Annotated in this window: 25 protein-coding genes; 9 read left to right on the plus strand and 16 right to left on the minus strand. The window is 65.0% G+C overall.

The genetic code is table 11. From position 1 onward, the window contains the following. Positions 1 to 35: 35 nt before the first annotated feature. Positions 36 to 836 (minus strand): 4,5-DOPA-extradiol-dioxygenase, encoded by an 801-nt coding sequence (ygiD, locus tag BJL86_RS10045; RefSeq protein WP_067472307.1) that lies wholly within the window; start codon positions 834 to 836, stop codon positions 36 to 38. Positions 837 to 1033: 197 nt separating this feature from the next. Here ygiD and BJL86_RS10050 point away from each other — a divergent pair, with 197 nt between their 5' ends. After that, complete coding sequence (locus BJL86_RS10050; RefSeq protein ID WP_231887129.1) at positions 1034 to 2140, plus strand: magnesium and cobalt transport protein CorA; 1107 nt, start codon at positions 1034 to 1036, stop codon at positions 2138 to 2140. Here the strand turns inward: BJL86_RS10050 and BJL86_RS10055 are convergent, their stop codons facing one another. From BJL86_RS10055 to BJL86_RS10070, 4 genes are all read right to left on the minus strand, one after another. After that, entirely contained in the window at positions 2141 to 3043 is a 903-nt protein-coding gene (locus BJL86_RS10055) for an ABC transporter substrate-binding protein (protein ID WP_067472310.1), read from the minus strand. Between the two features lie 115 nt (positions 3044 to 3158). Then, entirely contained in the window at positions 3159 to 3743 is a 585-nt protein-coding gene (locus BJL86_RS10060; RefSeq protein ID WP_067472313.1) for a suppressor of fused domain protein, read from the minus strand. 10 nt (positions 3744 to 3753) lie between these two features. Further along, positions 3754 to 4257 carry a YflT domain-containing protein gene (locus BJL86_RS10065; RefSeq protein ID WP_067472316.1) on the minus strand — a complete coding sequence of 168 codons (504 nt, stop codon included), beginning with the start codon at positions 4255 to 4257 and terminating at the stop codon, positions 3754 to 3756. Positions 4258 to 4309: 52 nt separating this feature from the next. After that, on the minus strand, positions 4310 to 5323 hold the full coding sequence (locus tag BJL86_RS10070) for an HpcH/HpaI aldolase/citrate lyase family protein (RefSeq protein WP_067472319.1): 1014 nt from the start codon (positions 5321 to 5323) through the stop codon (positions 4310 to 4312). A 127-nt stretch (positions 5324 to 5450) separates the two neighbouring features. Between BJL86_RS10070 and BJL86_RS10075 the strand changes: the two genes are divergently transcribed. The 4 genes from BJL86_RS10075 to BJL86_RS10090 all read left to right on the plus strand — a co-directional run bounded on the left by BJL86_RS10075 (position 5451) and on the right by BJL86_RS10090 (position 10119). Continuing rightward, positions 5451 to 6788 carry a magnesium transporter MgtE N-terminal domain-containing protein gene (locus BJL86_RS10075; RefSeq protein WP_067472322.1) on the plus strand — a complete coding sequence of 446 codons (1338 nt, stop codon included), beginning with the start codon at positions 5451 to 5453 and terminating at the stop codon, positions 6786 to 6788. A gap of 26 nt (positions 6789 to 6814) precedes the next feature. Further along, the gene (locus BJL86_RS10080; RefSeq protein WP_067472337.1) at positions 6815 to 7336 is read left to right on the plus strand and encodes a DUF1003 domain-containing protein; all 522 of its coding nucleotides are present in this window, start codon (positions 6815 to 6817) and stop codon (positions 7334 to 7336) included. Between the two features lie 422 nt (positions 7337 to 7758). After that, positions 7759 to 8874: a lytic transglycosylase domain-containing protein gene (locus BJL86_RS10085; RefSeq protein WP_232228989.1), complete on the plus strand. Its 1116-nt coding sequence runs from the start codon at positions 7759 to 7761 to the stop codon at positions 8872 to 8874. A gap of 102 nt (positions 8875 to 8976) precedes the next feature. Beyond that, a complete protein-coding gene (locus BJL86_RS10090; RefSeq protein ID WP_067475485.1) occupies positions 8977 to 10119 on the plus strand; it encodes an Mrp/NBP35 family ATP-binding protein in 1143 nt (380 codons plus the stop codon). Positions 10120 to 10192: 73 nt separating this feature from the next. Here the strand turns inward: BJL86_RS10090 and tatB are convergent, their stop codons facing one another. The 3 genes from tatB to sigE all read right to left on the minus strand — a co-directional run bounded on the left by tatB (position 10193) and on the right by sigE (position 13521). Next, positions 10193 to 10666 carry a Sec-independent protein translocase protein TatB gene (tatB, locus tag BJL86_RS10095; RefSeq protein ID WP_067475483.1) on the minus strand — a complete coding sequence of 158 codons (474 nt, stop codon included), beginning with the start codon at positions 10664 to 10666 and terminating at the stop codon, positions 10193 to 10195. A 122-nt stretch (positions 10667 to 10788) separates the two neighbouring features. Beyond that, positions 10789 to 12120: a S1C family serine protease gene (locus tag BJL86_RS10100; RefSeq protein ID WP_231887240.1), complete on the minus strand. Its 1332-nt coding sequence runs from the start codon at positions 12118 to 12120 to the stop codon at positions 10789 to 10791. A 783-nt stretch (positions 12121 to 12903) separates the two neighbouring features. Further along, positions 12904 to 13521, minus strand: a complete 618-nt coding sequence (gene sigE, locus BJL86_RS10110; protein WP_067475488.1) for an RNA polymerase sigma factor SigE — start codon at positions 13519 to 13521, stop codon at positions 12904 to 12906. A 290-nt stretch (positions 13522 to 13811) separates the two neighbouring features. Here sigE and BJL86_RS10115 point away from each other — a divergent pair, with 290 nt between their 5' ends. Further along, entirely contained in the window at positions 13812 to 14465 is a 654-nt protein-coding gene (locus tag BJL86_RS10115; protein ID WP_156515340.1) for an O-methyltransferase, read from the plus strand. Between the two features lie 33 nt (positions 14466 to 14498). Here BJL86_RS10115 and BJL86_RS10120 read toward each other — a convergent pair whose 3' ends face one another. From BJL86_RS10120 to dapE, 8 genes are all read right to left on the minus strand, one after another. Further along, a complete protein-coding gene (locus BJL86_RS10120) occupies positions 14499 to 15404 on the minus strand; it encodes a putative RNA methyltransferase (protein ID WP_075844949.1) in 906 nt (301 codons plus the stop codon). 89 nt (positions 15405 to 15493) lie between these two features. Further along, a complete protein-coding gene (locus BJL86_RS10125) occupies positions 15494 to 15661 on the minus strand; it encodes a DUF3117 domain-containing protein (RefSeq protein ID WP_067475471.1) in 168 nt (55 codons plus the stop codon). A 132-nt stretch (positions 15662 to 15793) separates the two neighbouring features. Further along, positions 15794 to 16117 (minus strand): DivIVA domain-containing protein, encoded by a 324-nt coding sequence (locus BJL86_RS10130; protein ID WP_067475469.1) that lies wholly within the window; start codon positions 16115 to 16117, stop codon positions 15794 to 15796. A 108-nt stretch (positions 16118 to 16225) separates the two neighbouring features. Next, entirely contained in the window at positions 16226 to 17158 is a 933-nt protein-coding gene (locus tag BJL86_RS10135; protein WP_067475466.1) for a glucosyl-3-phosphoglycerate synthase, read from the minus strand. A gap of 53 nt (positions 17159 to 17211) precedes the next feature. Then, positions 17212 to 18108, minus strand: a complete 897-nt coding sequence (gene folP, locus BJL86_RS10140) for a dihydropteroate synthase (RefSeq protein WP_067475463.1) — start codon at positions 18106 to 18108, stop codon at positions 17212 to 17214. After that, on the minus strand, positions 18105 to 18689 hold the full coding sequence (locus BJL86_RS10145; RefSeq protein ID WP_067475460.1) for an LOG family protein: 585 nt from the start codon (positions 18687 to 18689) through the stop codon (positions 18105 to 18107). The genes folP and BJL86_RS10145 overlap by 4 nt, the downstream gene beginning before the upstream one ends. 1 nt (position 18690) lies before the next feature. Further along, positions 18691 to 19479: an LOG family protein gene (locus BJL86_RS10150; protein ID WP_067475459.1), complete on the minus strand. Its 789-nt coding sequence runs from the start codon at positions 19477 to 19479 to the stop codon at positions 18691 to 18693. Positions 19480 to 19559: 80 nt separating this feature from the next. Continuing rightward, positions 19560 to 20876 (minus strand): succinyl-diaminopimelate desuccinylase, encoded by a 1317-nt coding sequence (gene dapE / locus BJL86_RS10155; RefSeq protein WP_067475456.1) that lies wholly within the window; start codon positions 20874 to 20876, stop codon positions 19560 to 19562. A gap of 77 nt (positions 20877 to 20953) precedes the next feature. Here dapE and dapD point away from each other — a divergent pair, with 77 nt between their 5' ends. The 3 genes from dapD (at position 20954) to BJL86_RS10170 (ending at position 25025) form a co-directional block, all read left to right on the plus strand. After that, positions 20954 to 21922, plus strand: coding sequence for a 2,3,4,5-tetrahydropyridine-2,6-dicarboxylate N-succinyltransferase (dapD, locus tag BJL86_RS10160; RefSeq protein ID WP_067475454.1), 969 nt, complete (start codon positions 20954 to 20956; stop codon positions 21920 to 21922). Beyond that, a complete protein-coding gene (locus tag BJL86_RS10165; protein WP_414836071.1) occupies positions 21915 to 23369 on the plus strand; it encodes an amino acid permease in 1455 nt (484 codons plus the stop codon). The genes dapD and BJL86_RS10165 overlap by 8 nt, the downstream gene beginning before the upstream one ends. A 462-nt stretch (positions 23370 to 23831) precedes the next feature. Next, positions 23832 to 25025 carry an IS30 family transposase gene (locus BJL86_RS10170; RefSeq protein WP_198034346.1) on the plus strand — a complete coding sequence of 398 codons (1194 nt, stop codon included), beginning with the start codon at positions 23832 to 23834 and terminating at the stop codon, positions 25023 to 25025. Positions 25026 to 25136 lie beyond the last annotated feature (111 nt).

A 25136-nucleotide genomic window follows, 5' to 3' on the forward strand; every position in this document is an offset into this window, starting at 1 on the left:
ATGACGGCGGGCCCGCGACGCCCCCGCTGACCTGATCAGGCTGCGGTGTAACTCGTCATCGATAGCGAGCCCCACGTGTAGCCCTTGTCGAAGGATTCGGCCCTGCGGCCGAGAGCCGCCGTCCACGCTGCGGCGTGGACGACCGGAAGGAAGTGATCTGGCGTCGGCACGGCACGGGCGAAATCGGGGTGCTCGAGAATCTCGAGAATATCTTCGGGCCTGTGCACGAGCAGTTCCTCGACTGCGTCGTCGAACCGATGCGCCCACGCTTCGCCGGTGTCCCCGACTGCCGGGTTGACCATCCGCAGGTTATGTACCACGTTTCCGCTACCGAGAAGGAGCACGTTGTCATCGGCGAGCTCTGCCACCTTCGTGCCCAGGTTGAAGTGATACTCCGGCGACTTCGTGGCATTGAGCGATAGCTGCGCCACCGGGACGTCGGCCTCCGGCAGCACGTGCGTGAGAACCGACCATGCCCCGTGGTCGAGGCCCCACGAATCCTCGTCGGCTCCAACCCACTGCGGTCGAGCCAGCTGTTCCACCTGGGAGACGAGCTCGGGTGCACCGTCTGCCGGGTATCGGAACTCCGACAGCTCCTGCGGGAACCCGAAGAAGTCGTGAATCGTGCGCGGCTTCGACATTGCCGTCACCGCCGTCGCCCCGATAAACCAATGCGCGGAGACCGTGAGCACGGCGCGCGGACGCTGCGGAAGCGACCTGCCGAGCTTCTTCCATTCCTGCGTCCACGCGTTATCTTCGATGGCGTTATTGGGCGCCCCGTGACCGATGAAGACCGCGGGCTGACGGCCCGAGACGGTCACGCTATTGTCGGACATGATGATCCTTCCTTCACGCGAAGTGACAACATCCATTTAGTTGATACATCAACATTAACTCATTCGGGGCCACACCGGTAGTGCCTTGCACCGCTTTCATTCCCGTTCCACCATCCGGCGCCGATGGTGGAATAAGATCGCTGCGTAGTCTTCGATCCCTTACTTAACTCCACCATCACCGCCGAGGAGCGTTGCCCGTGTCTCCCTCTTCATTCGGATTCGACAAGATCGTCCCGAATCTGGGCACCAACCCGTTCGGCTCCTCCAAGCAGGGCACGGCGCCCGGCGGCCCCAATGTTCCCGCCGAACGCGCTGTCGTCGATTGCGCGGTATATGTCGACGGGGCGCGCGTGCCCGGGCAGCGGAATCACCGCACCGCTCTCGAATATGTGCGCAGCCGCGGTGAGGGATTCGTATGGATCGGACTTTTCGAGCCGGACGCACGGCAGATGGCGGGAATCGCGGAGATCTTCGGGCTCCACGAGCTCGTTTCCGAGGACGCCACGGCCGGTGGGCAGCGCCCCAAACTCGAGCGTTACGACGACACTTTGGTGCTCAACCTGCGCACCGTCGACTACCGTGAGCACGACTCGGTCAAGAGCGCAAAGGAGATCGTAGCAACCGGCGATATTCTCATCGTCGCCTCGCACGAGTTCGTTCTGACCGTTCGGCACGGCGACTTCGGTGGTCTTGCTCACCTGCGGAGCCACATGGAAGAGCGCCCTGAGCTCCTGACGCTTGGCCCTTCTGCGGTGATGCATGCGGTCGCCGACCACATCGTCGATGCATACATCATGGTCGCCGATGCGGTCGAGGTCGATGTGGAGGAGCTCGAATCGGTGGTGTTCTCGCCGAACGAGAACCTGGAGATCGAACACATCTATCTCCTCAAGCGCGAAGCACTCGAGCTCAAGCACACCATCACGCCCCTGGGCACGCCCCTTCGGCGGCTCACGCAGGACGAGTTCGAGGTGGTGGCCCCCGAGATCCGGCACTACTTCCGCGACGTGCTCGATCACCATACTCTCGTCGCCGAAGATGTCACCGGATACGACGAGCGCCTGACATCGCTGGTCAATGCTGCGATCGCCCGGGCGGGAAACAAACAGAATCAGGACATGCGGCGTATCTCGGCATGGGTCGCGATCGCCGCCGTCCCCACGATGATTGCCGGCATCTACGGCATGAACTTCGACAACATGCCGGACCTGCACTTCAAGTACGGCTACTACGCCGTCCTGGCCTTCATGCTCGCGATCTGCGTTTTTCTGTACTGGCTCTTTCGTCGCAACAAGTGGCTCTGACTAACCAGCATCCAGGGACGACTCGAAACCGTTGTCGTTGAGCCAACCAGACGCAGCCGCGATAGCGTGCGTACGGCCGGACTCGACTGCGGCGTTGAGCTTGATCATTTCTTGCGTGCTCATCTTTCGGGACACCTTGGCCAGGACCTCTTGGTCCTCCTCGCTCAACGAACCGGAGGCGAAAACGGGTACCGGAGTCTGCGCCTGGATGAGGTTGCGATCGTCGTCGAGGCGAACCATGTCTGGTGGGAAGAGCGCCGGATCACTGCTATAGGTTATTCCCGCTCCGACGTCGCCGCTGCGCAGTGCCTCGCGGATCTCGGTCGGATTCGGGTAATCGGTCACGACATCCGAGAATTGGCAGTCGTACCCGCGAAGCGCGCTGCGCACTTCCGGCGCGAGCGCGGTCTGGGGCGATACCGCGAGGCGAAGCTCGCCACAACGACCCGAGAGGTCGGACATCGTTCGCACGTTCATCGTCGTCGAGGTGTGCTCGGTGACGACCACAACCGGCTTGTCCTGCCCCCTGGCTGCGGGGCCGACGCTCACGGTGTCCGGGATGGAAGCTTCGAGCTGGTCGTATACCTCGGTCGCGGACATCGCAGAATCGGCCGCGCCGGAGGAATCAGCGCCTTCGACGTCATCCAGCAATTGTCCGGAGTAGCCAATGGTGAAATCGGACGTGCCGGCGAGGACCTTGTCGGTAGCGTCGGTAGTCGTCCCGGCCGGTTCGGCGATCTCCACGAGGACGCCCTCGCGTCGCAGGGCGAGCGCGTACACGTCGGTGAGCACCTCGTGCCCGATGACCTCGGATGGGGCGACAGTGAGCGCGTCGCTTGACGGGTAGGTGGGCACCATATCGTTGGGCACCGCGCACGCGGCGAGGGTCGCTGCCACCGTCACGGCGCACACGCTGACCCCGGCCCGCCTCGACAAACGTTGTGCGATTCGCTTCACGCCTTCAGTACCTGTGCCCTTCGCTCGTAGTCTCTCCAACGGACTCGCCACCGCCGCCCTCTCAGTCGCGGGGCTGAACGGCGGAGCGGTCGGGGTCGAGAATATCGACCCCCGCCTCCGTCCACGCCTCGCGCAGAGTGTCCGCGCTCTTGAGGCGAACCCACGCCGCCTCGGTCTGCGTGACCGGAACCGCCTGGTAGACGACCACGTCGGCACCCCAATCCCCCGCAACATCCGGCACCGGGGACGGCGTCAGGATGACAGCGGTGAACGACGATCCCGGCCACAACGGCGATTCGAGGTCGATGAGCAGACCCTCGCGAAGCACAACACCCTCCACAGAGGGACTTGCTGCAATCATGGCCAAAGTTTTGCCAACGGCATCGATGCCGCGCCGAACACCGAGCACGATTTCCGCGCGCGGGGCACCCGGGTCGGGGTTGATCGCCTCCGGATCCATCGGGTGAGCCGAGCACCCGAGAGAGGAATACCATACGACATCGTCGTCGCCGGACCCGGAGTCGGGCACGAAGCGGAGAAGCCGCATGGGTTCGTTGCCGAGGAACGTGATCTGGGCCTCGTCGCGGTGATAACCGGAGAAATGCTGGTCCAGTTGCTCGGATACGGCGGTAGTGACGTCGCTCATCGAATGCCTCCTAGGCCGGCCGCATGCCGAGGCGGTACAACTCGTCGCGCACCTTCTCGGCGCCATCGGGCTCGCAGAGGATGTCGTAGCGGTTGGCCACGAGCTGAGACGTAGACGCGAAATCCCGCTGCCCGCGGGTGGCCGCGTAGCTGATCGCCGCGCCGATCATGCCGAAGATCCCGCCGCCGATGATGCCGAAGAGCACCGGACCGAGTATCTCGGTGGCAAAGATGCCGAGCATGAGCCCGATGAACAAGCCGAACCACACGCCCGTCATGAGTCCGCTGAGCAACACCCGTCCCCACGACAGTCGCCCCATAACGCGCTCGACCTGCATGAGGTCGACGCCGACTATCGTCACCTTCTCTACGGGGAAATCGTGGTCCGCGAGATGGTCGACGGCACGCTGGGCCTCAAGGTAGGTCGCGTACGAGGCGACGACCCATCCGGTCGGCGGTGTGGGCACGCTTCGCGACTGTGCCCTGCCACGGTTCTGACTGTTCGCCGACGTCATCTCGTGAACACGTCCTTCCTCCTGCGCATGGTGTGCGATCGCTGTCCCAACGCTACGGCCCCGTCCAGATTCCGGCGGCCTCGGCCTTGTCTCGGACCGTGAGCGCCATTTTACGTCCCGCCTCGTCGACCATTTCGTCGCCGACCATGATCGCGCCGCGAGCGCCCCCTGCAATGGAGGTCGACCGCTCGTATGCCGCGAGTATCTCCGCGGCGCGGTCGATGTCCTCCGTTCGCGGGGTGAACACCTCGTTGCCCTTGTCGACCTGCGACGGATGCAGGACCCATTTCCCGTCGTACCCGAGGCCCGCGGTGTGGCGGGCGGCTTTCTCGAAGCCCTCGACGTCTCGAACCTTGACATACGGTCCGTCGATGGCCTGAATTCCGTGTGCTCGGGCGGAGACGAGGATTCGCGTGAGCGGATAGTGGTACGCGTCGCCGACTGCGTACCCCTCCGGCTGCGCGCCGACCGTGAGCGAACGCATCCCCATAGAGGCCATGAAGTCCCCCGGTCCGAATACGAGCGACACCACGCGCGGACTTGCCGCGGCGATCGCGTCGACGTTGACCAGTCCCATCCCATCTTCGATCTGAGGCTGCATACCGATAGCGCCCTCGACGAGCCCGTGAGAGCGCTCGAGCTGGCGCAGAATGAGGTCGACCGCCGCGACCTCCGTGGCCTCGCGCACCTTCGGCACTATGACGGTATCCAATGGGACTCTTCGCCCCTCCGCGCCCGCACCCGCTTCGGCCTCGACACGCGCCGCGAGACCGGAGACCACATCGGTGAGGTCGCCCACCGTGTACTCCGTATCCCACGCATTGACGCGCACGGCGAGCTGTCGTGCGCTGAAGCCACCGGCCGACAGCGCCTCGACGACCCGGGAGCGCGCCTCGAGCTTCGCGGGACCCGCCACGGCGTCCTCGAGATCCAGGAACACTTCATCGGCATCGAGCCCGGTCGCCTTGGCCAGCATCTTCGCGCTGGAACCGGGAACGGCGAGCGTCGTCCGTCTGGCGGCTCGACGTAGTCCGGCGATGATTTCGAAGGGATTGTCGGAGCTCATGCGCACCCGCCTTCCTGCAGCTTCTTCGGCCCGACGTTTCGCGCGGGGGCAGCGCTAGCGGGGGCCTCAAAACCGGTCTGCCCCACCACTGTGAGCGTTTGATCGGAAATTTCGTAATGTTGTCACTATGTCAACGAGCAAAGTCTTCGTAGCCAGGCTAGCCGGAATGCCCGTCACCGGGCCCGATGGTGACGAAATCGGGCGCATTCGGGACGTCGTTGTCACCAAACGCACCGATAGTCTGCCGCCCCGAGTACTGGGCCTCGTCGTCGAGCTGCCCACGAGGCGCCGCATTTTCGTCCCGATCCTTCGCGTGTCCGCGATCGAACCGACTGCGGTTTCTCTCGCATCGGGCGTGATCAATCTGCATAAGTTCTCCGTTCGCGAGGCGGAAGCGCTCGTTCTCGGCGAGGTCATCGATACCGTCGTTACGATCAAGGACGCTCAGGGCACGACGAACGGGGATCTTGGCGCAAACGTGCGCCAATCCCGCATCGTCGATATCGAGATCGAGAAGCAGCGCAGCCGCGACTGGACGATTTCGCGAGTGGCGGTGCAGCCGCGCCGACGCGGACGGATCGGTCGCCGTGGCGCAGTGAGCGTCGTCGACTGGGAGGAGCTGGTCCGTGAACAGACCGAAGGCAAGCTCCAGGATTCCGGAGACGCTGCTCATCTGTTGTCGGAGTTCGAGGACATGCGCGTACCGGACGTGGCTCGTGCCATGCGCGAGCTTCCCGAGCAGCGCCGCCTTGCCGTGGCGATGGCACTCGATGACGAGCGGCTCGCCGATGTTCTCCAGGAGCTGCCACACGACGAGGCGACGGAGATCGTGACCCACCTCGAACTCGCTCGTGCGGCGGACGTCCTCGAGGTCATGGACCACGACGATGCCGCGGACCTCCTCACCGAACTTCCCGACTCGGAAGCCGAGACTTTCTTGTCGATGATGAACCCGTCCGAATCGGGATCGGTCCGCCGCCTCATGCAGTTCGACCCGAACACCGCCGGCGGCGTCATGACTCCGGAGCCGATCGTCCTCGACCCGCAGACCACCGTCGCCGAGGCCCTCGCGCACTGCCGGAACCCCGAACTCAGTCCCGCCGTCGCCTCGCTCGTCTTCGTCGTGCGCCCACCGACCGCAACCCCGACAGGCCGCTACCTCGGTAGCGTCCACATACAGTCGCTCCTTCGAGAACCCCCCTCGTCCATGGTCGCCGAAATCCTCGACTCCTCGCTATCCCAGCTGCGACCGGATGACTCGATCAACGCGATAACGCGCTACTTCGCGACCTATAACCTCGTGTGCGGGCCGGTGGTCGACGACGAAGGGCACCTACTCGGGGCGGTCTCCGTCGACGACCTGCTCGACAACCTGCTGCCGAAGAACTGGCGAGACCTCGACATCCACGACGGCGACACCCAGGACGACTCGAACTCCACCAAGCGACAGGGGGCACGCGCATGAAGGACAAGCACGCATCGGCCCAGGGAATGACGTCACTCAATCAGCCGGTAACGTCCCGCCGTCGTCCCCGCGTGAACATCGACCCGGACGCCGTGGGCCGCTATAGCGAGATGATCGCCCGTTTCTTCGGGACCGGCCGATATCTCATGATCCAGACCGTCGTCGTGGTCGTGTGGATCATCATCAACGTCTCTTGGGTAGCGTTCCGGTTCGACCCCTACCCCTTTATCCTGCTCAACCTCGCCTTTTCCACGCAGGCCGCCTACGCGGCACCGCTGATCCTCCTCGCACAGAACCGGCAAGAGGACCGAGACAAGGTCTCTATCCAGGAAGATCGCCTCCGCTCAACGCAGACCAAGGCCGACACCGAGTACATCACGCGAGAACTCGCCTCCGTCCGTCTCTCCCTCGGTGACACGGTGACTCGTGACTACCTGCGCCGTGAGCTGGACGACATCAAGGACGTTTTGGCCAGGGTGGAGACGCAATTGGCGGCGGGAGAAGCCGACGAGGACCAGCCCGCGGACCAAGCACGTCCGACGTCATAACAAGAAAATAGAACGCCGCGAACACATAAACGTAAATTAATCTTGAGTGTGCGCACCTTGGCAAATGCGAGTGAGACCAAGGTAGGGAACCCGAGGCGACTCTCAGTTACCACTGTGACTGATGTGATTACGCTGACGGGCGAAACATTTTCGTCGAAAGATCTCTCAAATCACGCTGAACTTGGCTTACACTTCTCGTGTTGCATTTTTTCCGATGTGCCATCGAGCGGGCATTCGCCCCGACGATCACTTGTCCGTAACTTTCCGCCCACCCACCGGTGCGGAAAAGACGGTGACCACCGGCGCAACACGAAGAAACAGGGGAATTTTCCGGGTTTATGCAGGACACGAACACAGGCGACGATTCACGGCAGGGCCGCGGGTCGACACCGAACCCGGAATCGAAGTTGGAGGATGAACAGGTGCGACGTAGTCCACTGATTCACAATCGTCGAACCACGATCGGTATCGGCGTGACTGCCACGGTGATCGCGGGTATCTGCGGCACCGCGATCGTCGTCGAGTCCAATCGCGGCGATGACGCGCCCGCGCCGGAGTACCGCCAGGTCGCCGAGCAGGTCACCCCTCAGCCCACTACGGAGTCCTCCAGCGAGACTCCGCCCCCACCGGCCGAGCCCGCCAATCTTCCCGAAGGCCCCCTCGGCATCCCGGGCATCGCGCTCAAGGCCTATCAGGATTCCGCCGGCCGGCTCGCCGCGGAACAACCCGCCTGCGCGATGGACTGGACGCTGATCGCCGGCATCAAGAAGGTCGAGTCCAACCACGGCAACTCAGGCGAGTTCGACGTGAACGGCAACTCGATCAAGCCGATCTTCGGCCCCCGCCTCGACGGGAAACTCTCCGGTTCCGCCGTGATCAAGGACACCGACGGCGGCAAGATCGACGGAGACAAGGAATACGACCGCGCGGTCGGTCCCGGCCAGTTCATCCCCGAGACGTGGGAGCGGCTGGGCCGCGACGGCAACGGTGACGGCAAGGCCGACCCGCATAACATTTTCGATTCCGCCTACTCCACCGGAAACTATCTCTGTGCCTCCGGCGGGAGCATGGAAGACCCCGCACAGCGTGAAGCCGCGATTCTGTCGTACAACAACTCGAAGGCTTACGTGCAGAACGTGAACGCGTGGGCACAGGCCTACGCGACGGGCATCGCACCGGATCCGGCCGACCTGCCACCGATCCATCCCGAGCCCGAACCGGTACCGGAGAAGTGCCCCGAGGGCACCGAGGGTGAGCCGAAGTCCGCTCCCGAGACCGAGGCTCCGGGCACCCCGGACGAGAAGGTCACCGTCGAGGGTTGCGAGCCGGTCCCGCCGCCGGAACCCGAGGCCCCGCCCGCGCCCGAGGGCAACGAGCCGCCGCCTCCCGCACCGGCGCCCTCTCCCGAGCCGGCACCGGCTCCGGCGCCTGCCCCCGCGCCGGCGCCCGCCCCGGCTCCTAACGCCCCGGAGAACGTTTCTCAAGGTGAAGGACTGAACATCGCCGGCATTCCTGTGCGCATCCCGCCGCTTCCCTAATTCTTCGGATCTCCGCGTCCGCGCCCGTCCCCGATCTGTTCAGGGGCGGGCGTTTTGCGCGATTGTCCTATCCGGCGGGCCGGCATCTAGACTGGACCTATTATGAGCGCTCCCAGCCAAGATGCAGTTCGCGCCGCGTTGGCGAAGGTGGACGACCCGGAGATTCGCAAGCCGCTCCCCGAATTGGGGATGATCAAGGGCGTCGATATCTCCGACTCAGGTGATGTATCCATCGGTATCTACCTGACGACGGCGAGCTGCCCGATGAAGACCGAGATCGGTGATCGTGTGCGCAATGCCGTTCTCGACGTGCCGGGCGTCGCCGATGTCGACATCGAGCTCGACGTGATGAACGACGAGCAGCGCACCGAGTTGCGAAAGAGCCTCCGCGGGGATTCGACCGAACCGCTCATACCGTTTGCCCAGCCGGGCAACCTCACGCGTGTCTACGCCGTGGCGTCCGGCAAGGGCGGCGTCGGAAAGTCCACCGTCACGGTCAACCTCGCCGCGAGCCTGGCGGCGCGAGGGTTGTCGGTGGGCGTGCTCGATGCCGACATCTACGGCCACTCCGTGCCCCGCATGCTGGGTTCGACGATCCGTCCGACGCAGGTCGAACAAATGATCATCCCGCCTGTCGCGCACGATGTGAAGGTCATCTCGATCGCGCAGTTCACGTCCGGCAACGCCCCCGTGGTGTGGCGCGGTCCGATGTTGCACCGGGCGTTGCAGCAGTTCCTCGCCGACGTTTTCTGGGGCGATCTGGACGTGCTCCTCATGGACCTGCCTCCGGGCACCGGAGACGTGGCGATCTCGATCGGACAGCTGATCCCGACCGCCGAGATCCTCGTCGTCACGACGCCACAACAGGCCGCGGCCGAGGTGGCCGAACGTGCCGGTGCGATCGCACTGCAGACGCGCCAGAAAATTGCGGGCGTCGTGGAGAACATGTCCTGGTTCGAGACGCCTGATGGGCAGCGCATGGAGCTGTTCGGTTCCGGTGGCGGTGAGACCGTTGCTGCGAACCTCACCCGCGCCGTCGGTGCCGAAGTGCCGTTGCTCGGTCAGATCCCGCTCGATCCGCAGGTACGCGAGGACGGCGACGAGGGTACGCCGATCGTGCTCACGCAGCCCGAGTCCGCGCCGGCGAAGGCGTTTTCCTCGCTCGCCGACAGCTTCGCGGTCCGCAAGCGCGGGCTCGTGGGGATGAATCTCGGGATCGATACCACTCGCAACCTCATGAGCTGATCTTGCTTCGCAGGGCATTTCACGCCGGCCCGGTTCGCGGACACGGGAACCCAGCGCGAGGAGTGGGCTCTACTTACGTAGCCTCGTCGTAGTTCGGTAGTTCGCCGGTAGGACCTTGCGGGGGCGCGGAAAATTGGCCCGGCTGTGCGGACTGGGCACCGCCCTGCGTCTGCGCTCCGTGAGTCGGCGCCTGAACGTGTGCCTGCGTGGTGGGTCCGTTGCCGGGCGCCTGGCCCTGCGGCGAGCCTTGTGAATCGAAGTTTCCGGTGAACAGCGAGTCGTCACCATCGAGAAGGTGCTTCGTGACGAGCGAGCGCGGGCTCATGCTGCGGAGCTGGTTGATCTCCTGCAGCGGCTTACGGAACTCTTCGAAGTCCGTGCCGAAGTCGTCTTCCAGTTGCTTCTGTGCGGAGCTGGCGAATTCGCGTACGCTACGGATCCCATTGGCGACCCAGCGCATGGCATCGGGAAGTCGCTCGGGACCAAGGACTATAAGGGCGACTACCGCGACGATGAAGAATTCGCCCCAACCAACGTTTGGCAACATCGTCTCCTAGGATAGCCGGGCAACGCGGGCAGCATTCAATTGGAAACGCATCCCACATCAAACGCCCAGTTCCTTCGAAGCCAACCCCCAGTTGCGGCCTCGTCGATGCCCGGTTCTGCGCCCTACTCGGCTTCGGGTCGCACGGATAGCTCGACCCGTCCGCCGTCACGAACGACGGTGATGGGAACGTCTCCATTCGAGCCCGCGTTGCGCACCGCGACGACGAGTTCGTCGCTCGAATGGATGTCGCGATCGCCGACCTTGACGACGACGTCGCCCTCGCGCATTCCACCGCGCTGGGCGGGCCCACCGTCTGCGACGTTGACGATTTCGGCGCCATCGAGCGAACCGTTGGCTGCTGTGCGCGCATTGACACCGATTGAGGCATGACGCACCTCGCCGTCGGTGATCAGCGCCTCGGCGATGCGTTTGGCCTCGTTGATGGGAATCGCGAAACCGAGCCCGTCCGAGCCGCCAGACTGGGAGAAGATCATCGTGTTGATACCAACGACGGCGCCGCGCGTGTCGACGAGCGGACCGCCGGAGTTGCCCGGGTTGATCGCGGCGTCGGTCTGCACCGCATCGATGACTTCCCCGTTCTCGGAGGCGTCCTGTCCGAGTGCCATCGCGCGCTGGGTGGCCGAGACGATCCCCTGGGTCACCGTCTTCGGCAGGCCCAGCGGCGAACCGATCGCGATGATCTGCTGGCCGACCTCGACCTCGTCGGAGTTGCCCAACTGTGCGACGGTGAGATTCTCGACATCGACCTTGATGACAGCGAGATCGGTCTTCGGATCCGTGCCGACGATCTCGGCGTTCGCGCGCTGCCCTGTGGGAAACACCGTCTCGATAACAGCGCCCGGGCCTGCCGCGCCCTCCATCGTCACGACATGGTTATTCGTGAGTATGTAGCCGCGATCGTCGATGACGATGCCACTCCCCTCGCCCATGCCGCCTTGCGACGTCACCTGAATATTGACGACGGCGGGCTGCACCGCGTCGGCAACGGCGCCGATGACATTGTCCTCCGACAGATGCGCCGGCGGAGCTTCACGGAGGCGGACATCGTTGCTCGTCAAGCTCGTGGAACTCTCGGCGAGCAAATGTCCCGCAGCACCACCGAATAGTCCGATGACGGCGCACGCCGCCGCCACCGAGGCGACCGCCTGCCACGAGAGCCTCTTCCCGAAGAAAACCTCCCGGACGCCGAGCTTTCGCGGCGAATCGGGTTCGCCGCCCCGGCGTGCACTGGAGCCCACCAGGTCGAGGACGGGAGGTTCCGGAGGTTCTTTCCGCGCCGGGGCCCCTTCTTCGACGAAACTCTCGGGGTTGCGCCACGGGTTCGCCAGTTCGCCGATAGTCGTCGCGTCGGCGTCCGTGCCGCCGGCGGTACCGGGAATGCGTTCGAGCATCTCCGTCGCGCCGGCAGGGCGCCCGAAGACCTTTTCGTGCACCGGATTCCTGGGTGGGGCCGAAATGGGGCCGCGACGCTGCTCGCCGCGTTCGCGATCGCTGGACCCGCGCTCGCCGCTCGGCCTACGGAACGCCTCCTCTGTGGCCTTGTCGACCGGGGGTCGCCACTGCCGCTGGGGCTGGCGTAGGGGGCGCGGAGGTGCACCTTCTTCGGGAGGTCGGAAGCCATCGGGCGTTCCGGGCCGATCCTCACCTGGCACTATGCGACTCTCCTGTACTGCCGACGACTGTAGAACTCCGTGAGTAGCCGCGCGGGTGGCGGTACTCCTTGAACGAGCCTAGCGTCTAAACACCCGGGACTTCAGACGCTGCCACGCACTTCGACCAGATGGCGACCGGCCTTGCCCGATCTCCGCAGAACCCGCGGAACTATCGCAGTGTGGCGTGTGCTCGGCAATGTGCGCGAGGCGTTCGGCGAGAGTTCCTGGCATCGGAATCGGGCCAGAATGCCTCAGTGCGTATCTGGCTGAGCGCTGCACCTGCAACGCGTCCATGCATTCGGGGCACTGGCCGAGGTGCTTCAGCGCACGGTCGCGGGCCGTGGTGGGCAGGCGCTCGTCGGCGAACGCCGCGACGGCCTCGCTGGAGAGGTGCTCTGTGGGAGCGAATTCTCCGGGTTGCGGCTGCGCGACCATTCCCACTGTCCTTTCCGCGTCAGATGTCGTCCAGTGTCATCCAGGCGTGCCTGTGCTCACCGAAACTCCTTCGACGTGCAACGGCGACCGGGCACCTTCACGTTGCCCCAGTATATGCGCCGAGACGCGTCAATTACCGCCCAAAGCCTCGGCCATCGAGTTGACCCCGCCCGCTGCGAGCTCGGCGCGAAGGGCGGCTCGTCCACGGTGAATTCGGCTTCGCACGGTGCCCATCTTTATTCCGAGGATGCGGCCGACCTGTTCGTAGGTGAGATCTTCGATATCACACAGAACGACGGCTGCGCGATAGTCCGGCGGAAGGTTGTCCAACGCCCGCTGGAGTACGGGATCGAAAGTCTCGCCGACGACGACCTGCTCGGGACCACTGTGCCCGGACGGAAGGCGTTCCTGGTCCTCGGGCAGCGCGTCCATCCGGATGCGTGCCTTACGGCGAACCTGGTCCAGGAAGAGATTCGTGACGATGCGGTGCATCCACCCCTCGAAGGTGCCCGGCTTGTAGCGGTCGAGGGACTTGAACACGCGGATGAACGCATCCTGCGTGAGGTCCTCGGCGTCTTGGGCATTGCCCGTCAGACGGAAGGCGAGTCTGTACACGCGGTCGCCGTGGTCTGCGACGATCCGGTTCCACGACGGCAGGTCGGCCTTGTCCCCCGAGCGATCGAACGCCGCGGTGGCGGCCTCGATCTCGGCGGCGGAACCGGCGTCGCCTTCATGCACTGCGCCCACTCCGACGTCAGCGGGCCGATGCGTGTTCGGCGTATTCGGGAACTCGTACACCCGACGCCTCCTTCCTGCGCCCGAACAGGGTGGGTCCGGGCCATCTGTCTACACCTTGCCGAATAGGACTGGGCCCCACGTAGTGTTGCGCTGTGTGTGCCCTGAGAATGTGAAGGAATCTTCGAATACCCGACAAACACGCCGACGGCAGTTCTCCGGCCTGCCGGTAGCCCCACAGGTTAGGCTGTAGCCCGTAATCGAACGGCAACAACGCAGGTAGCGATACCAAAGGGGCAGGTGTGACTGTGGGTTCAGGTGAGGCGGATCCGACCGGACTGAGTGCTCTGTACGAGCAGTGTTTGGGTTCGGCGGAACCGGACCGGGCCACAGGCGACGACTCGGAAAAGTCAGCTCTCGCCGAGGCCCTTCGGGTAGCCAGGGAGGAAAGCTCCGAGCTCGGCGGGCACGCCCCGGACGCCAACGCCACCGCTTTACTCCAGCTTCTTGCTTCGATGTCGCAGGCCAGTTCGGCCGTCTACATCGGTTCCGCGCCCGGGGTGGTCGCCTTGTCCATTCTCACGGGCATGTCTTCCGCGGCTGGTGGAACCAAACCCGGCATGGTCACCGCGATCACTTCGGACCCGCATCACTCCGAAGCCGGAAAGAAGGCCGTCAAGGCTGCGGGGTTCCCCGCGAGCTCGTGCCGCGTCATCGCCGCCCGCCCGCTCGAGGTGATGGGCAAGTTGGCGGCGGGCACGTACGGTCTTGTGGTGGCCCATGACGGCGAGGTCGAGGCAAAGGCGCTCGCCACGCGTGGTCTCGAACTCGTCGGCGGTGGCGCGGTCGTCGTCCTCGATTCGATCTCGTTCTTCGATGATGTCGATGGCCTTCCCGAGTCCGCGCGCATCACGCGCCTGCCGCTCGGCGATGGAATGTCGATTCTCACGGCGTAGCCGGCACCGCCCACGGGTTATCCGCATTCCGCCCTACCGCTTGCGCAGCACGGAAACATTAACCGTCAACGTGGCCGCATACGCGTCCCGTCCGAGTTCCGTGACTCGCCGCCGCATTTCTTCGTCCCCGATGCGCGCTCCGGATGGACCCATGAGCGCAATTCCCACTGCCTCATTCGGACTCAACCGGAGTTCCGACGTGACTGTCGAACTCGCCCCCTCGTCGAGGTCGAAGTACTCCTTGAGCTCGGCACCTAGCCTTGTTTCCTTGTCCTTTTCTATGTCGAGCATCCCGAGGTCCGCGCGCAATGGGGACAGATGATCCTGCCCCGGCCACGCCACGACGAGCAGCCCGCCGGGACGCAGGCACCGAGCGAATTCCGCGGCGTTGCGCGGCGCGAATACGACGGTAAGCGCGTCTACCGAGCCATCGGCGACCGGAAGTCCCCGCCACGTATCCGCGACGATCGCGGCCGCCCGCGGGTGCGCCTTCGCCAACCGCCGCGCCGCAGCCGAGGAGATCTCGGTACCGATACCGATGGCGCCTTCGCAGGAGTCGAGGATCCTGCGTAGGTAAAAGCCCGTCCCGGCGCCGCAGTCGAGCAGCACTCCCCCGACACCGAGCGCAGGTCGAACCGCGTCCACTATGCGCGAGACGAGCGGGTCGAAGTGCCCCGCCGACAACACCGCCTCTCGCTTGTCCAGTTGGGCGGCATCATCTCCCCCGCTGGTGCGCCCCGCGGATCCCAGCAGCGTCACATACCCTTGTTTCGCCGTATCGAAACGGTGTCCCCCGCTGCAGCCGAGAGTACGAACGCGCCGGCTCGGAACTCCGCCGTCATACTCGGTAAGTTCGAATCCACACACCGGGCATTGCAGTAACGGCAAGGCGCGGCGGAGAGCGATGGCGGGTGCGAAGTCCGGCACCGAGCTAGTCATGAAACCTCTGTTCGGGAACGAAAAGGCCGCCGGGCGCACGCTGGGCGCGGCCGCGGCGGCCCCGAAACTTTCGGTGGTCTGCAGGAATGTCAGCCGGTGATCTTCCCGAGCTCGACGCTGAGGGCCTCGGCCTCCTCCTGCGTCAGCTCGACGACGAGCCGTCCGCCGCCGTCGACCGGAACTCGCATCACAATTGCGCGGCCTTCCTTGGCCGCTTCGATCGGTCCGTCGCCGGTCCTGGGCTTCATCGCCGCCATCTGCTGCACTCTCTTTCCGGGACTGTCCCACTACTCGATTCTCCGGCCGCGAGCGGTGGCACCGTGTGCCATCCGCGCGTATCGCGGGGAGGATTCGTCCATTTTAGCGCGGGGAAAATGTGCGCGTAAGACTTAAGCCCGAGTAGCCGAATCCTCCGCCGATTCCGTGGTTTCCCCGGACCTCGTGGACCCGTTCGCGCGCAGCCTGTCGATCTCGGCGCCAAGCTGATCGATAGCCCAGTCGACTTCCGCCATGTCGTATCCGCGCGCACGGACCCCGAAACGGAGATCGCGGGCGTCGTCGCCGGTCACACCGCTTTGTGGTAGGCGCGTGAGCGTCTGCTCGGCTTCGACGGGCGGGAGCGGTTCGCCGCGCCCCGCCAGGAGCACTGCCACGACGAAGATGATCGCCGCGACCACGACGGTCCCGACGACGTATACGAAGACGCTGAGCATTCGAGGCCTGCTTCCTTTAGCTATCGACTTGCCCGGAGGCCTTACCCACCGCTCCCAGTTTACGGGGCGGTCGACAGGACCCCTCACATATGACGGCGGAGCTTCCGATCAACCGGTCGCCACATTCCCTGGCGGCCTGCACGGCGGCGCCACAGGGCCGGCTCCTGGCGCACGCACCTCGCGCATCGGCGGCCGGTCAGGTGCGAGGATTTCCTCGGCAACCGGCAGCCCGCGGCGACGGGCAAACGTTTCGATGACATGCCGGCTGGTGTGCGCGAGCGACTGCAGAGAGCGGTGCCGATGTTCTCGTGATCCGAGGTCCACCTGCGCGATTCCCTCCGGCCCGTGGAGCCGAACCGCGTCGAGGACGAGGCCGATCTCCACGCCGTATTCGGCCGCGAACGGTACCGCTTCGGCGAAGTCTCGGCGAACGGCGTACTCGCCGGCGAGTGGTTGCCTCAGCTCAGCGAGCTCCGGGACGAACGATGCCAACAGCGGTTTGGCGACAAGCTCGTTGACGCGGCCACCACCGAACGGATCTACGCTCCCCTCCCCAACGAGCGGGCGGCGGTAGTAGCCCTTGACCAGTACGGGCCGCCGGGAAACCAGCAGCGGGCCGACCACGCCGGGCACGAACCCCGGGGACGGGTCACGCAGATCAGTGTCGACGAACGCGACGATGTCCCCGCTCGTCGCGGCGAGTGAACGCCACAGGGTCTCCCCTTTACCCGGCCTCGGCGCAAGTTGTGCGCCGCCGTCGGGGAAGATCTCCTCGACGCCAACGACACGCGCACCGGCAGCCCGTGCCACCTCGCGCGTGCTGTCGCACGAACCGGAGTCCACGACGACGAGCTCATCGACCAGTCCGAAACCGGCATCGGTAGTCAGCGGAAGTATCGACGCGATGACATCTGCGATGGTGCGTTCCTCGTCGAGCGCCGGAAGGACCACGGACACGCGACGGCCACGCTTCGCGGAGGAGAGCTCGGCAACCGTCCACTGCGCACCGTCGAAGGTGTCGATACCGCTGTATGCCGCCAATTCCCGAGCTCCCTCTCCGCGCCTCGAAAGCGCGCATCCATGTACCTGCGAGCCTAGATCAGACCTCGGGTGACGCGCGCCGGTGGGCGCGTCCCCTCGATCGACGCGACCATCTCGGCGACTCGTCTCGTTCCCCGGACGTCGTGGCAACGCAGGATGCGGGCGCCTTGCCACAGCGCGACAGCGCTCGCGGCCAGGGTCCCCTCCCCGCGTTCGTCGACCCCGAGGTCCAGGGTCTCGCCGATGAAATCCTTGTTGCTCAGCGCCATCAGCAGCGGGTAGCCGAGCTCGACGAGCGGGCCGAGGCTGCGCAACAGGGCAAGTCCGTGGTGGGTGTTCTTGCCGAAGTCGTGGGTCGGGTCCACGATGATGGCGTCCTGAGGTATCCCGGCGTCGGCGGCGGCGTGGGCAGCGGCGGCGAGCTCGCCCCGCACCGATCCGACGATGTCCTCGTAACCGACCCGATAAGGGCGGGTCCGCGGGATCGCGTCGCCGGTGTGCGAGCACACGAACCCGGCGCCGTTCTCGGCGGCGGTGTGAACAAGTGTCGAGTCGTATCCGGCCCACGTGTCATTGATGATCGTCGCGCCGGCGGCGACGGCCGGAGCCGCGACCTCGCTGCGCCAGGTGTCCACCGAAAGCAACACGTCCGGAAACTCGCCGTGCACCGCCTCGATGAAGGGCACCACCCGGCGGATCTCCTCGGCGGCGTCGACATCGTCGCCCGGCCCGGCCTTGACCCCGCCGATGTCGATGATGTCCGCGCCATCGGCGACCGCGTTGCGCACCCGCTCCATCGCGGGGGCGTCGTCGAACGTCGCGCCTTTGTCGAAGAATGAGTCCGGCGTGCGGTTGACAATCGCCATGATCAGCCCGCGATCGGCGGCCACCCGGCGCCCACATAACGTGGCCACCGGGCGTGGATCCGAGCCCGGATGTGGGGTGGTCATCGTCGATCCGAGGCTCCACTACATAGGTCGAGAGTCTCCTCGGCCGACGCCGATACGTGCAACGCCCGCATCGCGGACTCCTGCACGAAACCGCGTTCGACCAGGTCTTCGAGCCACGACAGGAGCGGCGCGTAGAAGCCATCGGGGTCGCAGATCACCACGGGACGGTCATGGAAGCCGAGGAACCTCGACGTCCACACCTCGAAGAATTCCTCGAGGGTGCCGATGCCGCCCGGAAGGATGATGAACGCGTCCGAGGCTTCATCCATGGCGCGCTTACGCTCGCGCATAGTGTCGACCACGACGAGCTCGTCGGAGTAGATGTCGGCGACTTCCCTGGCGCGCAACTTCTCGGGGATCACGCCAAGGGTATAGCCGCCCTTTGCCCGGGTGCCTTCGACTACCTCGCCCATCATCGACACGCTTCCGCCGCCGGTCACCAGGCGCCAACCGCGTTCGCCTATTGCCTCACCGAGTTCCCGAGCCAGCGCCAATGCGCCGGGTTCCTTCACCGACGAAGCACAGAAGACACAGACCGAAAAACGCGGATGAGATACCTCCGACCTCGGGGTTTCGTACATTCTATCGCCGCCCTGTCAGGTCGTTGCTCTCCCCGCGTTCGACCTTGGCTGCAATAGCCTCGCGGTGCGACTGCACGACATGCTCGACTGCCTCGTCGATCGAGTCGGTACACAGGATCAGGTCGGGATCGTCCGGGGAGATCATCCCTTCCGCGGCCAGGGAGTTCTTGATCCAGTCGACGAGCGGGCCCCAGAATTCGGTGCCGAGAAGCACGATCGGGAAGCGCGTGATCTTCTTCGTCTGCACCAACGTGACGGCCTCGAACAACTCGTCCAGCGTCCCGAACCCTCCCGGCGTGCACACGAAGGCTTGCGAGTACTTGACGAACATCGTCTTGCGGACGAAGAAATACCGGAAATGGATGCCCAGGTCGAGATTCCCGTTGAGTCCCTGCTCGTGTGGCAGCTCGATCCCCAATCCGACGGAGAAGCCTCCGGCCTCCCGGGCCCCCTTGTTCGCCGCCTCCATCTGGCCGGGACCACCACCGGTGACGACGGCGTAGCCTTTTTCCGCGAGAGCGGCGCCGAGTGCCACGGCCTGCTCGTAGTATTCGTCGCCCGGCTTCGTGCGGGCCGAGCCGAAGACGCTCACCGCGTCGGGCAGCTCCGCCAGTGCACCGAAACCGTTGACGAATTCACTCTGGATACGCATGACCCGCCACGGGTCGGTGTGAAGCCAATCGGTATCAGCCTGCGTATCGAGGAGGCGGGAATCCGTTGTCGACGACAACGGTTCACCATCGCGAACCATCACGGGTCCACGTAGGCGGAACGGGAAATCCAAGGACATCTACAGAGCCTTCCTTGAGCCAGGCGGCCGCCTGGACCTCACATTCGTCGAGTAGCTTCTCCTAGATATTGTGCACGCACTCACTCGCTGCCGCGTGAGGTGAGATATTCGCGGAGGAAACCGGTGACGCGCCCGATTTCGGCGACACGGCAGAATTCGTCGCGCTTGTGGGCCATCCCGGGGTCGCCTGGACCCAGGTTGACCGCCGCCACGCCCGCGGCCGCGAACCGGGACACGTCCGTCCAGCCGTACTTGGCGCGCACCTGCCCACCCGCGGCGCGGACGAGTGCGGCGGCCGCCGGGTTGTCCAGTCCGGGGAGCGCCCCGGGCGACATATCCGTGAGTTGCCAGGCGGTGCCGGTCCTGGGAGACGAAGTACCGGCGCCGTCATCGGGAAGGTGATCTTCCGCGAGATCCTCCACAGGTGCGCCTGCCTCGATCGACCAGGGTTCGGCGCCGGGCCCGCTCTCGGGATCGAAACGCGCGCCTGGCTCCAGGCCGAGGGCGTCGACGGCGTGCTGCAGAGCTTGGTGCGGAGAGCGGTCGGGGGCGAATCGGAAATTCACGTCCACCCAGGCCGTGTCCGGCACCACGTTGCCGGCCACACCGCCAAGCACCCGTACAGCCTGCAGGCCTTCGCGGTAGGTGCATCCGTCGATGTCGACGTTGCGAGGGGTGTATCGCGCCAACGCCTCGAATACCGGCGCGAGCCGGTGCAGGGCGTTGTCCCCGAGCCAGCTGCGCGCGGAGTGGGAGCGCACCCCGCGCGAATGCACGCGCAGCCGTAGCGTCCCCTGGCATCCGGCTTCGATGAGCCCGTCGGTGGGCTCACCCAGAATCGCAAGGTCGCCGTCGAGCAGATCGGGGCGGACCGCCTGCAGCGCGCCGAGCCCGTTCGCCGATGCCTCGATCTCCTCGCAGTCGTACATGATGAGAGTGAGATCGTGAGCCAGGTCTTGCGACTGCGCGAGCTCGGCGAACAGGTGCAGGAACACCGCGTCGCCGGCCTTCATGTCGCTCGTGCCACAGCCATACATCTTGTCCACCTGCTCGCCGTCTTCTTCCTCGGAGATGACGGCGGAGGGAAGATTATCCGCGATGGGAACCGTGTCGAGATGTCCGGCGAGGACAACCCGCGACGGCAGCCCTCTCTCGGTCCGCGCGACCACGCAGTTACCGACGCGCTCTATCCTCGTAGAGCCGGTCGCCGCATCGAACGGCTGCCCCCGGCTGGCGACGACCTCGGCGAGCGCCGCTTCCACGGCGTCGGCGATAGCGCGCTCGTCGCGCGAGGGGCTCGGTATGTCGACTAGCGCCCGGGTCAACGACACCGGGTCTTGCCGCAGGTCCAGGGTGTAAGACTGCGGACCGTGTGCAGTGGGTGGCGTTTCGTTCACCCCTCCACCCTAGCGCCGCGACGATTTCGGCATGGCCTGTGGGTTTTTCTCCCGCTCGGGCCGGTAACCTGGTGATTATGAGTGCACATGGAGCAGTCGCCATCGGCGTGGCGACGATGACAACAGACGGTACGGTTCTCGATGTGTGGTACCCGGAGCCGCAGCTCGGCGCGGCGGAGACGTCCGGCCACAAATTCTTGGACGGGGACGAGATCCCGGAAGACCTACGCGACATCATTCGCGTCGACCCGCAGCGCGAGGTCGAGTTGAAGGCGGTGGAGGTCACTATCGCGGACCTCACCGAAGCGCCCATCGATGCGATGGATGTCTACCTTCGCCTCCACCTCATCTCCCACCGCTTGATCCCGCCGCACTACGCGAACCTCGAGGGACAATTCGGCCTGCTGTCGAACGTGGTGTGGACCAACCACGGTTCCTGCAAGGTGGAGGGCTTCGACAAGACCCGCGCCAAGCTGCAGGCCCGCGGACCGGTCATCGTTTACGGAATCGACAAGTTCCCCCGCATGGTGGATTTCGTCGTGCCTTCGGGCGTACGCATCGGCGATGCGGACCGAGTGCGCCTCGGGGCGCACCTCGCCGAGGGCACGACTGTCATGCACGAGGGCTTCGTCAACTTCAACGCCGGCACGCTCGGCCCATCGATGGTCGAAGGACGCATCTCCGCCGGCGTCGTCGTCGGGGCGAACTCCGACATCGGTGGCGGAGCCTCGATCATGGGCACGTTGTCCGGTGGCGGCAAGGAAACCATCTCCATCGGCGAGAACTGCCTCCTGGGCGCGAATTCGGGAATCGGTATCTCCCTCGGCGACAACTGCGTCGTGGAAGCCGGCCTCTACGTCACCGCGGGCACGAAGGTCGTGCTCAAGTTCGGTGCGTGGGCCGACCACGAGACGATCAAGGCTCGCGACCTTTCCGGCCGCGATAACTTGCTGTTCCGCCGCAACTCCACCTCCGGCGCCGTCGAGGTCGTGCCGTGGAAGTCCGAAGGCGTCGAACTCAACTCGGAGCTCCACAAGAATGACTGAGGCGCACGGAAACGCCCCCGGGAGTGACGCCGCCGGAACCGGCGTTCAGGCCACCGAGAACTCGGCAGCGAGTTTCGGTGGCCAACTTTCGCCGGGAATGGCCAGGCGCCATCTCACCATGATGGGACTTGGTTCGGCGATCGGCGCAGGACTGTTCCTCGGAACGGGCGCCGCTATCTCCACTGCCGGGCCGGCAGTTCTCCTGTCGTACATCGTCGCCGGGTTCATCGTCGTTCTCGTCATGCGGATGCTCGGCGAGATGGCCGCCGCAATGCCCGCGGCCGGATCCTTCGCCACCTATGCCGGTGCCGCGTTCGGCCGTCATGCGCGCTTCGTGGTCGGCTGGCTGTACTGGTTCATGCTGATCATGGTCATGGGCGCGGAAATGACCGGAGCCTCAGCGATCATGGGTGCGTGGTTCGGGGTCTCTCCGTGGATCCCTGCACTTGTGTGCATGGTCTTCTTCGCTGTGGTCAATCTCGTCAGGGTTCGCGCATTCGGCGAGTTCGAGTTCTGGTTTGCGCTCATCAAGGTCGCCGTCATCGTCGGCTTCCTCGTCATCGGCATTCTCCTCATCTTCGGGCTCCTCCCCGGCGACTCGGCCGTCGGTACTGCGAATCTGCTCGACCACGGCGGATTCATGCCGAATGGATGGAGCGGCGTCGCCGCCGGTCTGCTCGCCGTCGCCTTCGCGTTCGGCGGCATCGAGATCGTCGCGATCGCCGCCGCGGAATCGGACGATCCGGGCCGCAACGTCGGCTTCGCCGTCCGTTCGGTGATCTGGCGCATCTCGGTGTTCTACGTCGGCTCGGTACTCGTCATCGCGACGTTGCTGCCCTGGGACACCCTCAGGGACGCGGAGACCGCCGAGCAGAGCCCGTTTACCGCCGTACTCCGGATGGCGGAGATTCCCGGCGTCGTGGGTTTCCTCGAGGTCATCATCGTGCTTGCACTGCTCTCGGCATTCAACGCCCAGATCTACGGCACGTCCCGGATGTCGTTCTCGCTGGCAAAGCAGGGCGACGGGCCCCGCATTCTCGCGCGTACCAACAAGGCTTCGTCGCCGTCGGTCGCCGTGTACGTGTCGGTGTTCTTCGGGTTCGTCGCCGTTGCGCTGCAGTGGCTCGATTGGGAGGACCTTCTCACGTTCCTGCTCAACGCCGTCGGCGCGACGTTGTTGGTCGTGTGGATCGCCATCGCGCTCTCGCAGATCGCCCTGCGCCGCAAGCTCGAACGCCGCGGGCCTCTCGAGGTCAAGATGTGGCTCTTCCCGTGGTTGAGCTACCTCGCCATCGTCGTGATACTCGCGCTCGGCGCGCTCATGCTCACCGACGAAGCTGCCCGGGCGCAGATCTTCGCGGCTCTCGCCGTCGTGGTCGTGCTCGCGATACTGTCGGCGATCAACTCCGTTTTCCATGCGGACAGCGGTGCATACGTCACGGATTAGCCGAGCACGAGATGCCTGGCGGCGCGAACGCGCCCGAATAACGAAAGTGCCCGGTCACCCGCGGGTTCACATGATCGTCGCAACACTCTCAGATGAGAGGTTGCGGCGATCATGTCGTTTCAGGAGGACTGTGTTCAGTTCGGTGACCAGTTAGCGCGGCTGGTTGATGCCGGGGTTCCGGTGAAGGAAGCCGCTGTGGTGGTGGGTGTGCCACGGCAGCGGTGTTATGCGATTTTGCGGGCGATCGGTCGGCCGGTGGGGCGCCTGCGTGGAGCGGGCAAGCCGGCCGACTCGAGGCAGATCGTGGAGGTGTTCGATCGCACCGGGTCGATCAACAAGGCAGCGATCGAGTGCGGTGTGGCGTTCTGCGTGGCTCGTCGAATTTTGGTCGCTGCTGGTCTGGTTGACGCTGCCCCGCGGGCGTTCGGTAAGCCGGAGGCCAAGAAACGGTTCCTCGAGTTGATGGATCAGGGTTGGACCGCAGCGCGCGCGGCCCGCGAGGTGGGAGTCAACGAGCGCACCGGCCGGGACTGGCGTCAGGGAATCCGTCGTACCCGCAACACGCGGATCTATCCGGACGGTCGGGTCGTGGATTATCGATCCGGCACGGTCTACAAACAAACCGTGACTAGTGCGACCTGCGTAGACGCCGCAGCATCTCCGGTGATCAGTACCCGTTACCTATCTCTCGATGACCGGATTGCGATCGCCGATGGGCTGGTGGTCAAGGATTCGATGCGCACGATCGCTGCCCGGATCGGCAAGAATGTCTCCAGCATCTCCCGCGAGGTACGCGAGCACAGTATCGCTGGCCGGTATCTGCCGCATCAGGCGCATCGGGATGCGGCGGCGGCGCGGGTGCGGCCGAAGCGGTCCAAACTGGTGGTGAACAAAGTCCTGCGGGCAGCGGTCGAGGAAGGCTTGTCGAGAAAACTTTCGCCGGAGCAGATCTCGCACCGTCTGCGGCGGGATCATCCCGACGACGAAAGCATGCGGGTGAGCCACGAAACGATCTATCAAGCGCTGTATTTCCAAGCCCGCGGCGGTCTGAAGAAGGAAGTGCAGCACGCACTCCGGACTGGGCGGACCAAGCGTAAGCCGCAGCGGAAAGAAGGTGAGCGGTATCAGCGGTTCGTCGACCCGATGGTAATGATCAGCGACCGTCCCGCCGAAGTGGACGACCGCGCTGTTCCCGGGCATTGGGAAGGGGATCTGATCACCGGTGAGCAGAACAAATCCGTGATCGGGACTCTCGTCGAGCGTGCCACCCGCTACACGATGTTGCTGCACCTGCCCGACGGGCACGACGCCGAACAGGTCCGCGACGCGCTCATCACCGCGATCGGTGATCTGCCCGCGCACCTACGCGGATCGCTGACCTGGGATCAAGGTGCCGAACTCGCCCGACACAAGCAGATCACGGTCGCCACCGACATGCAGGTCTACTTCTGCGACCCTGCCAGCCCCTGGCAGCGCGGAAGCAACGAGAACACCAACGGCCTGCTGCGGCAGTACTTCCCCAAGGGCACCGACCTGAGCGTTCACAGTCCTACCGATCTCGAGCACGTCGCCCAGGAACTCAACGGCCGTCCACGCAAAACGCTCGACTGGGATACCCCAGCCGAGCGTCTGCGTGATCTAATCACCACCAACTAACAGCAGTGTTGCGTCGACCACTAGAAACCGCCACCCCGGGCACTTTCGTTATCTCGCTAGATTGTGACTGTGCATTCACAGTGCACCTCCACCGGAACCGCACGCTCAATC

Source organism: Dietzia timorensis (assembly GCF_001659785.1).
GTDB classification, from domain to species: domain Bacteria; phylum Actinomycetota; class Actinomycetes; order Mycobacteriales; family Mycobacteriaceae; genus Dietzia; species Dietzia timorensis.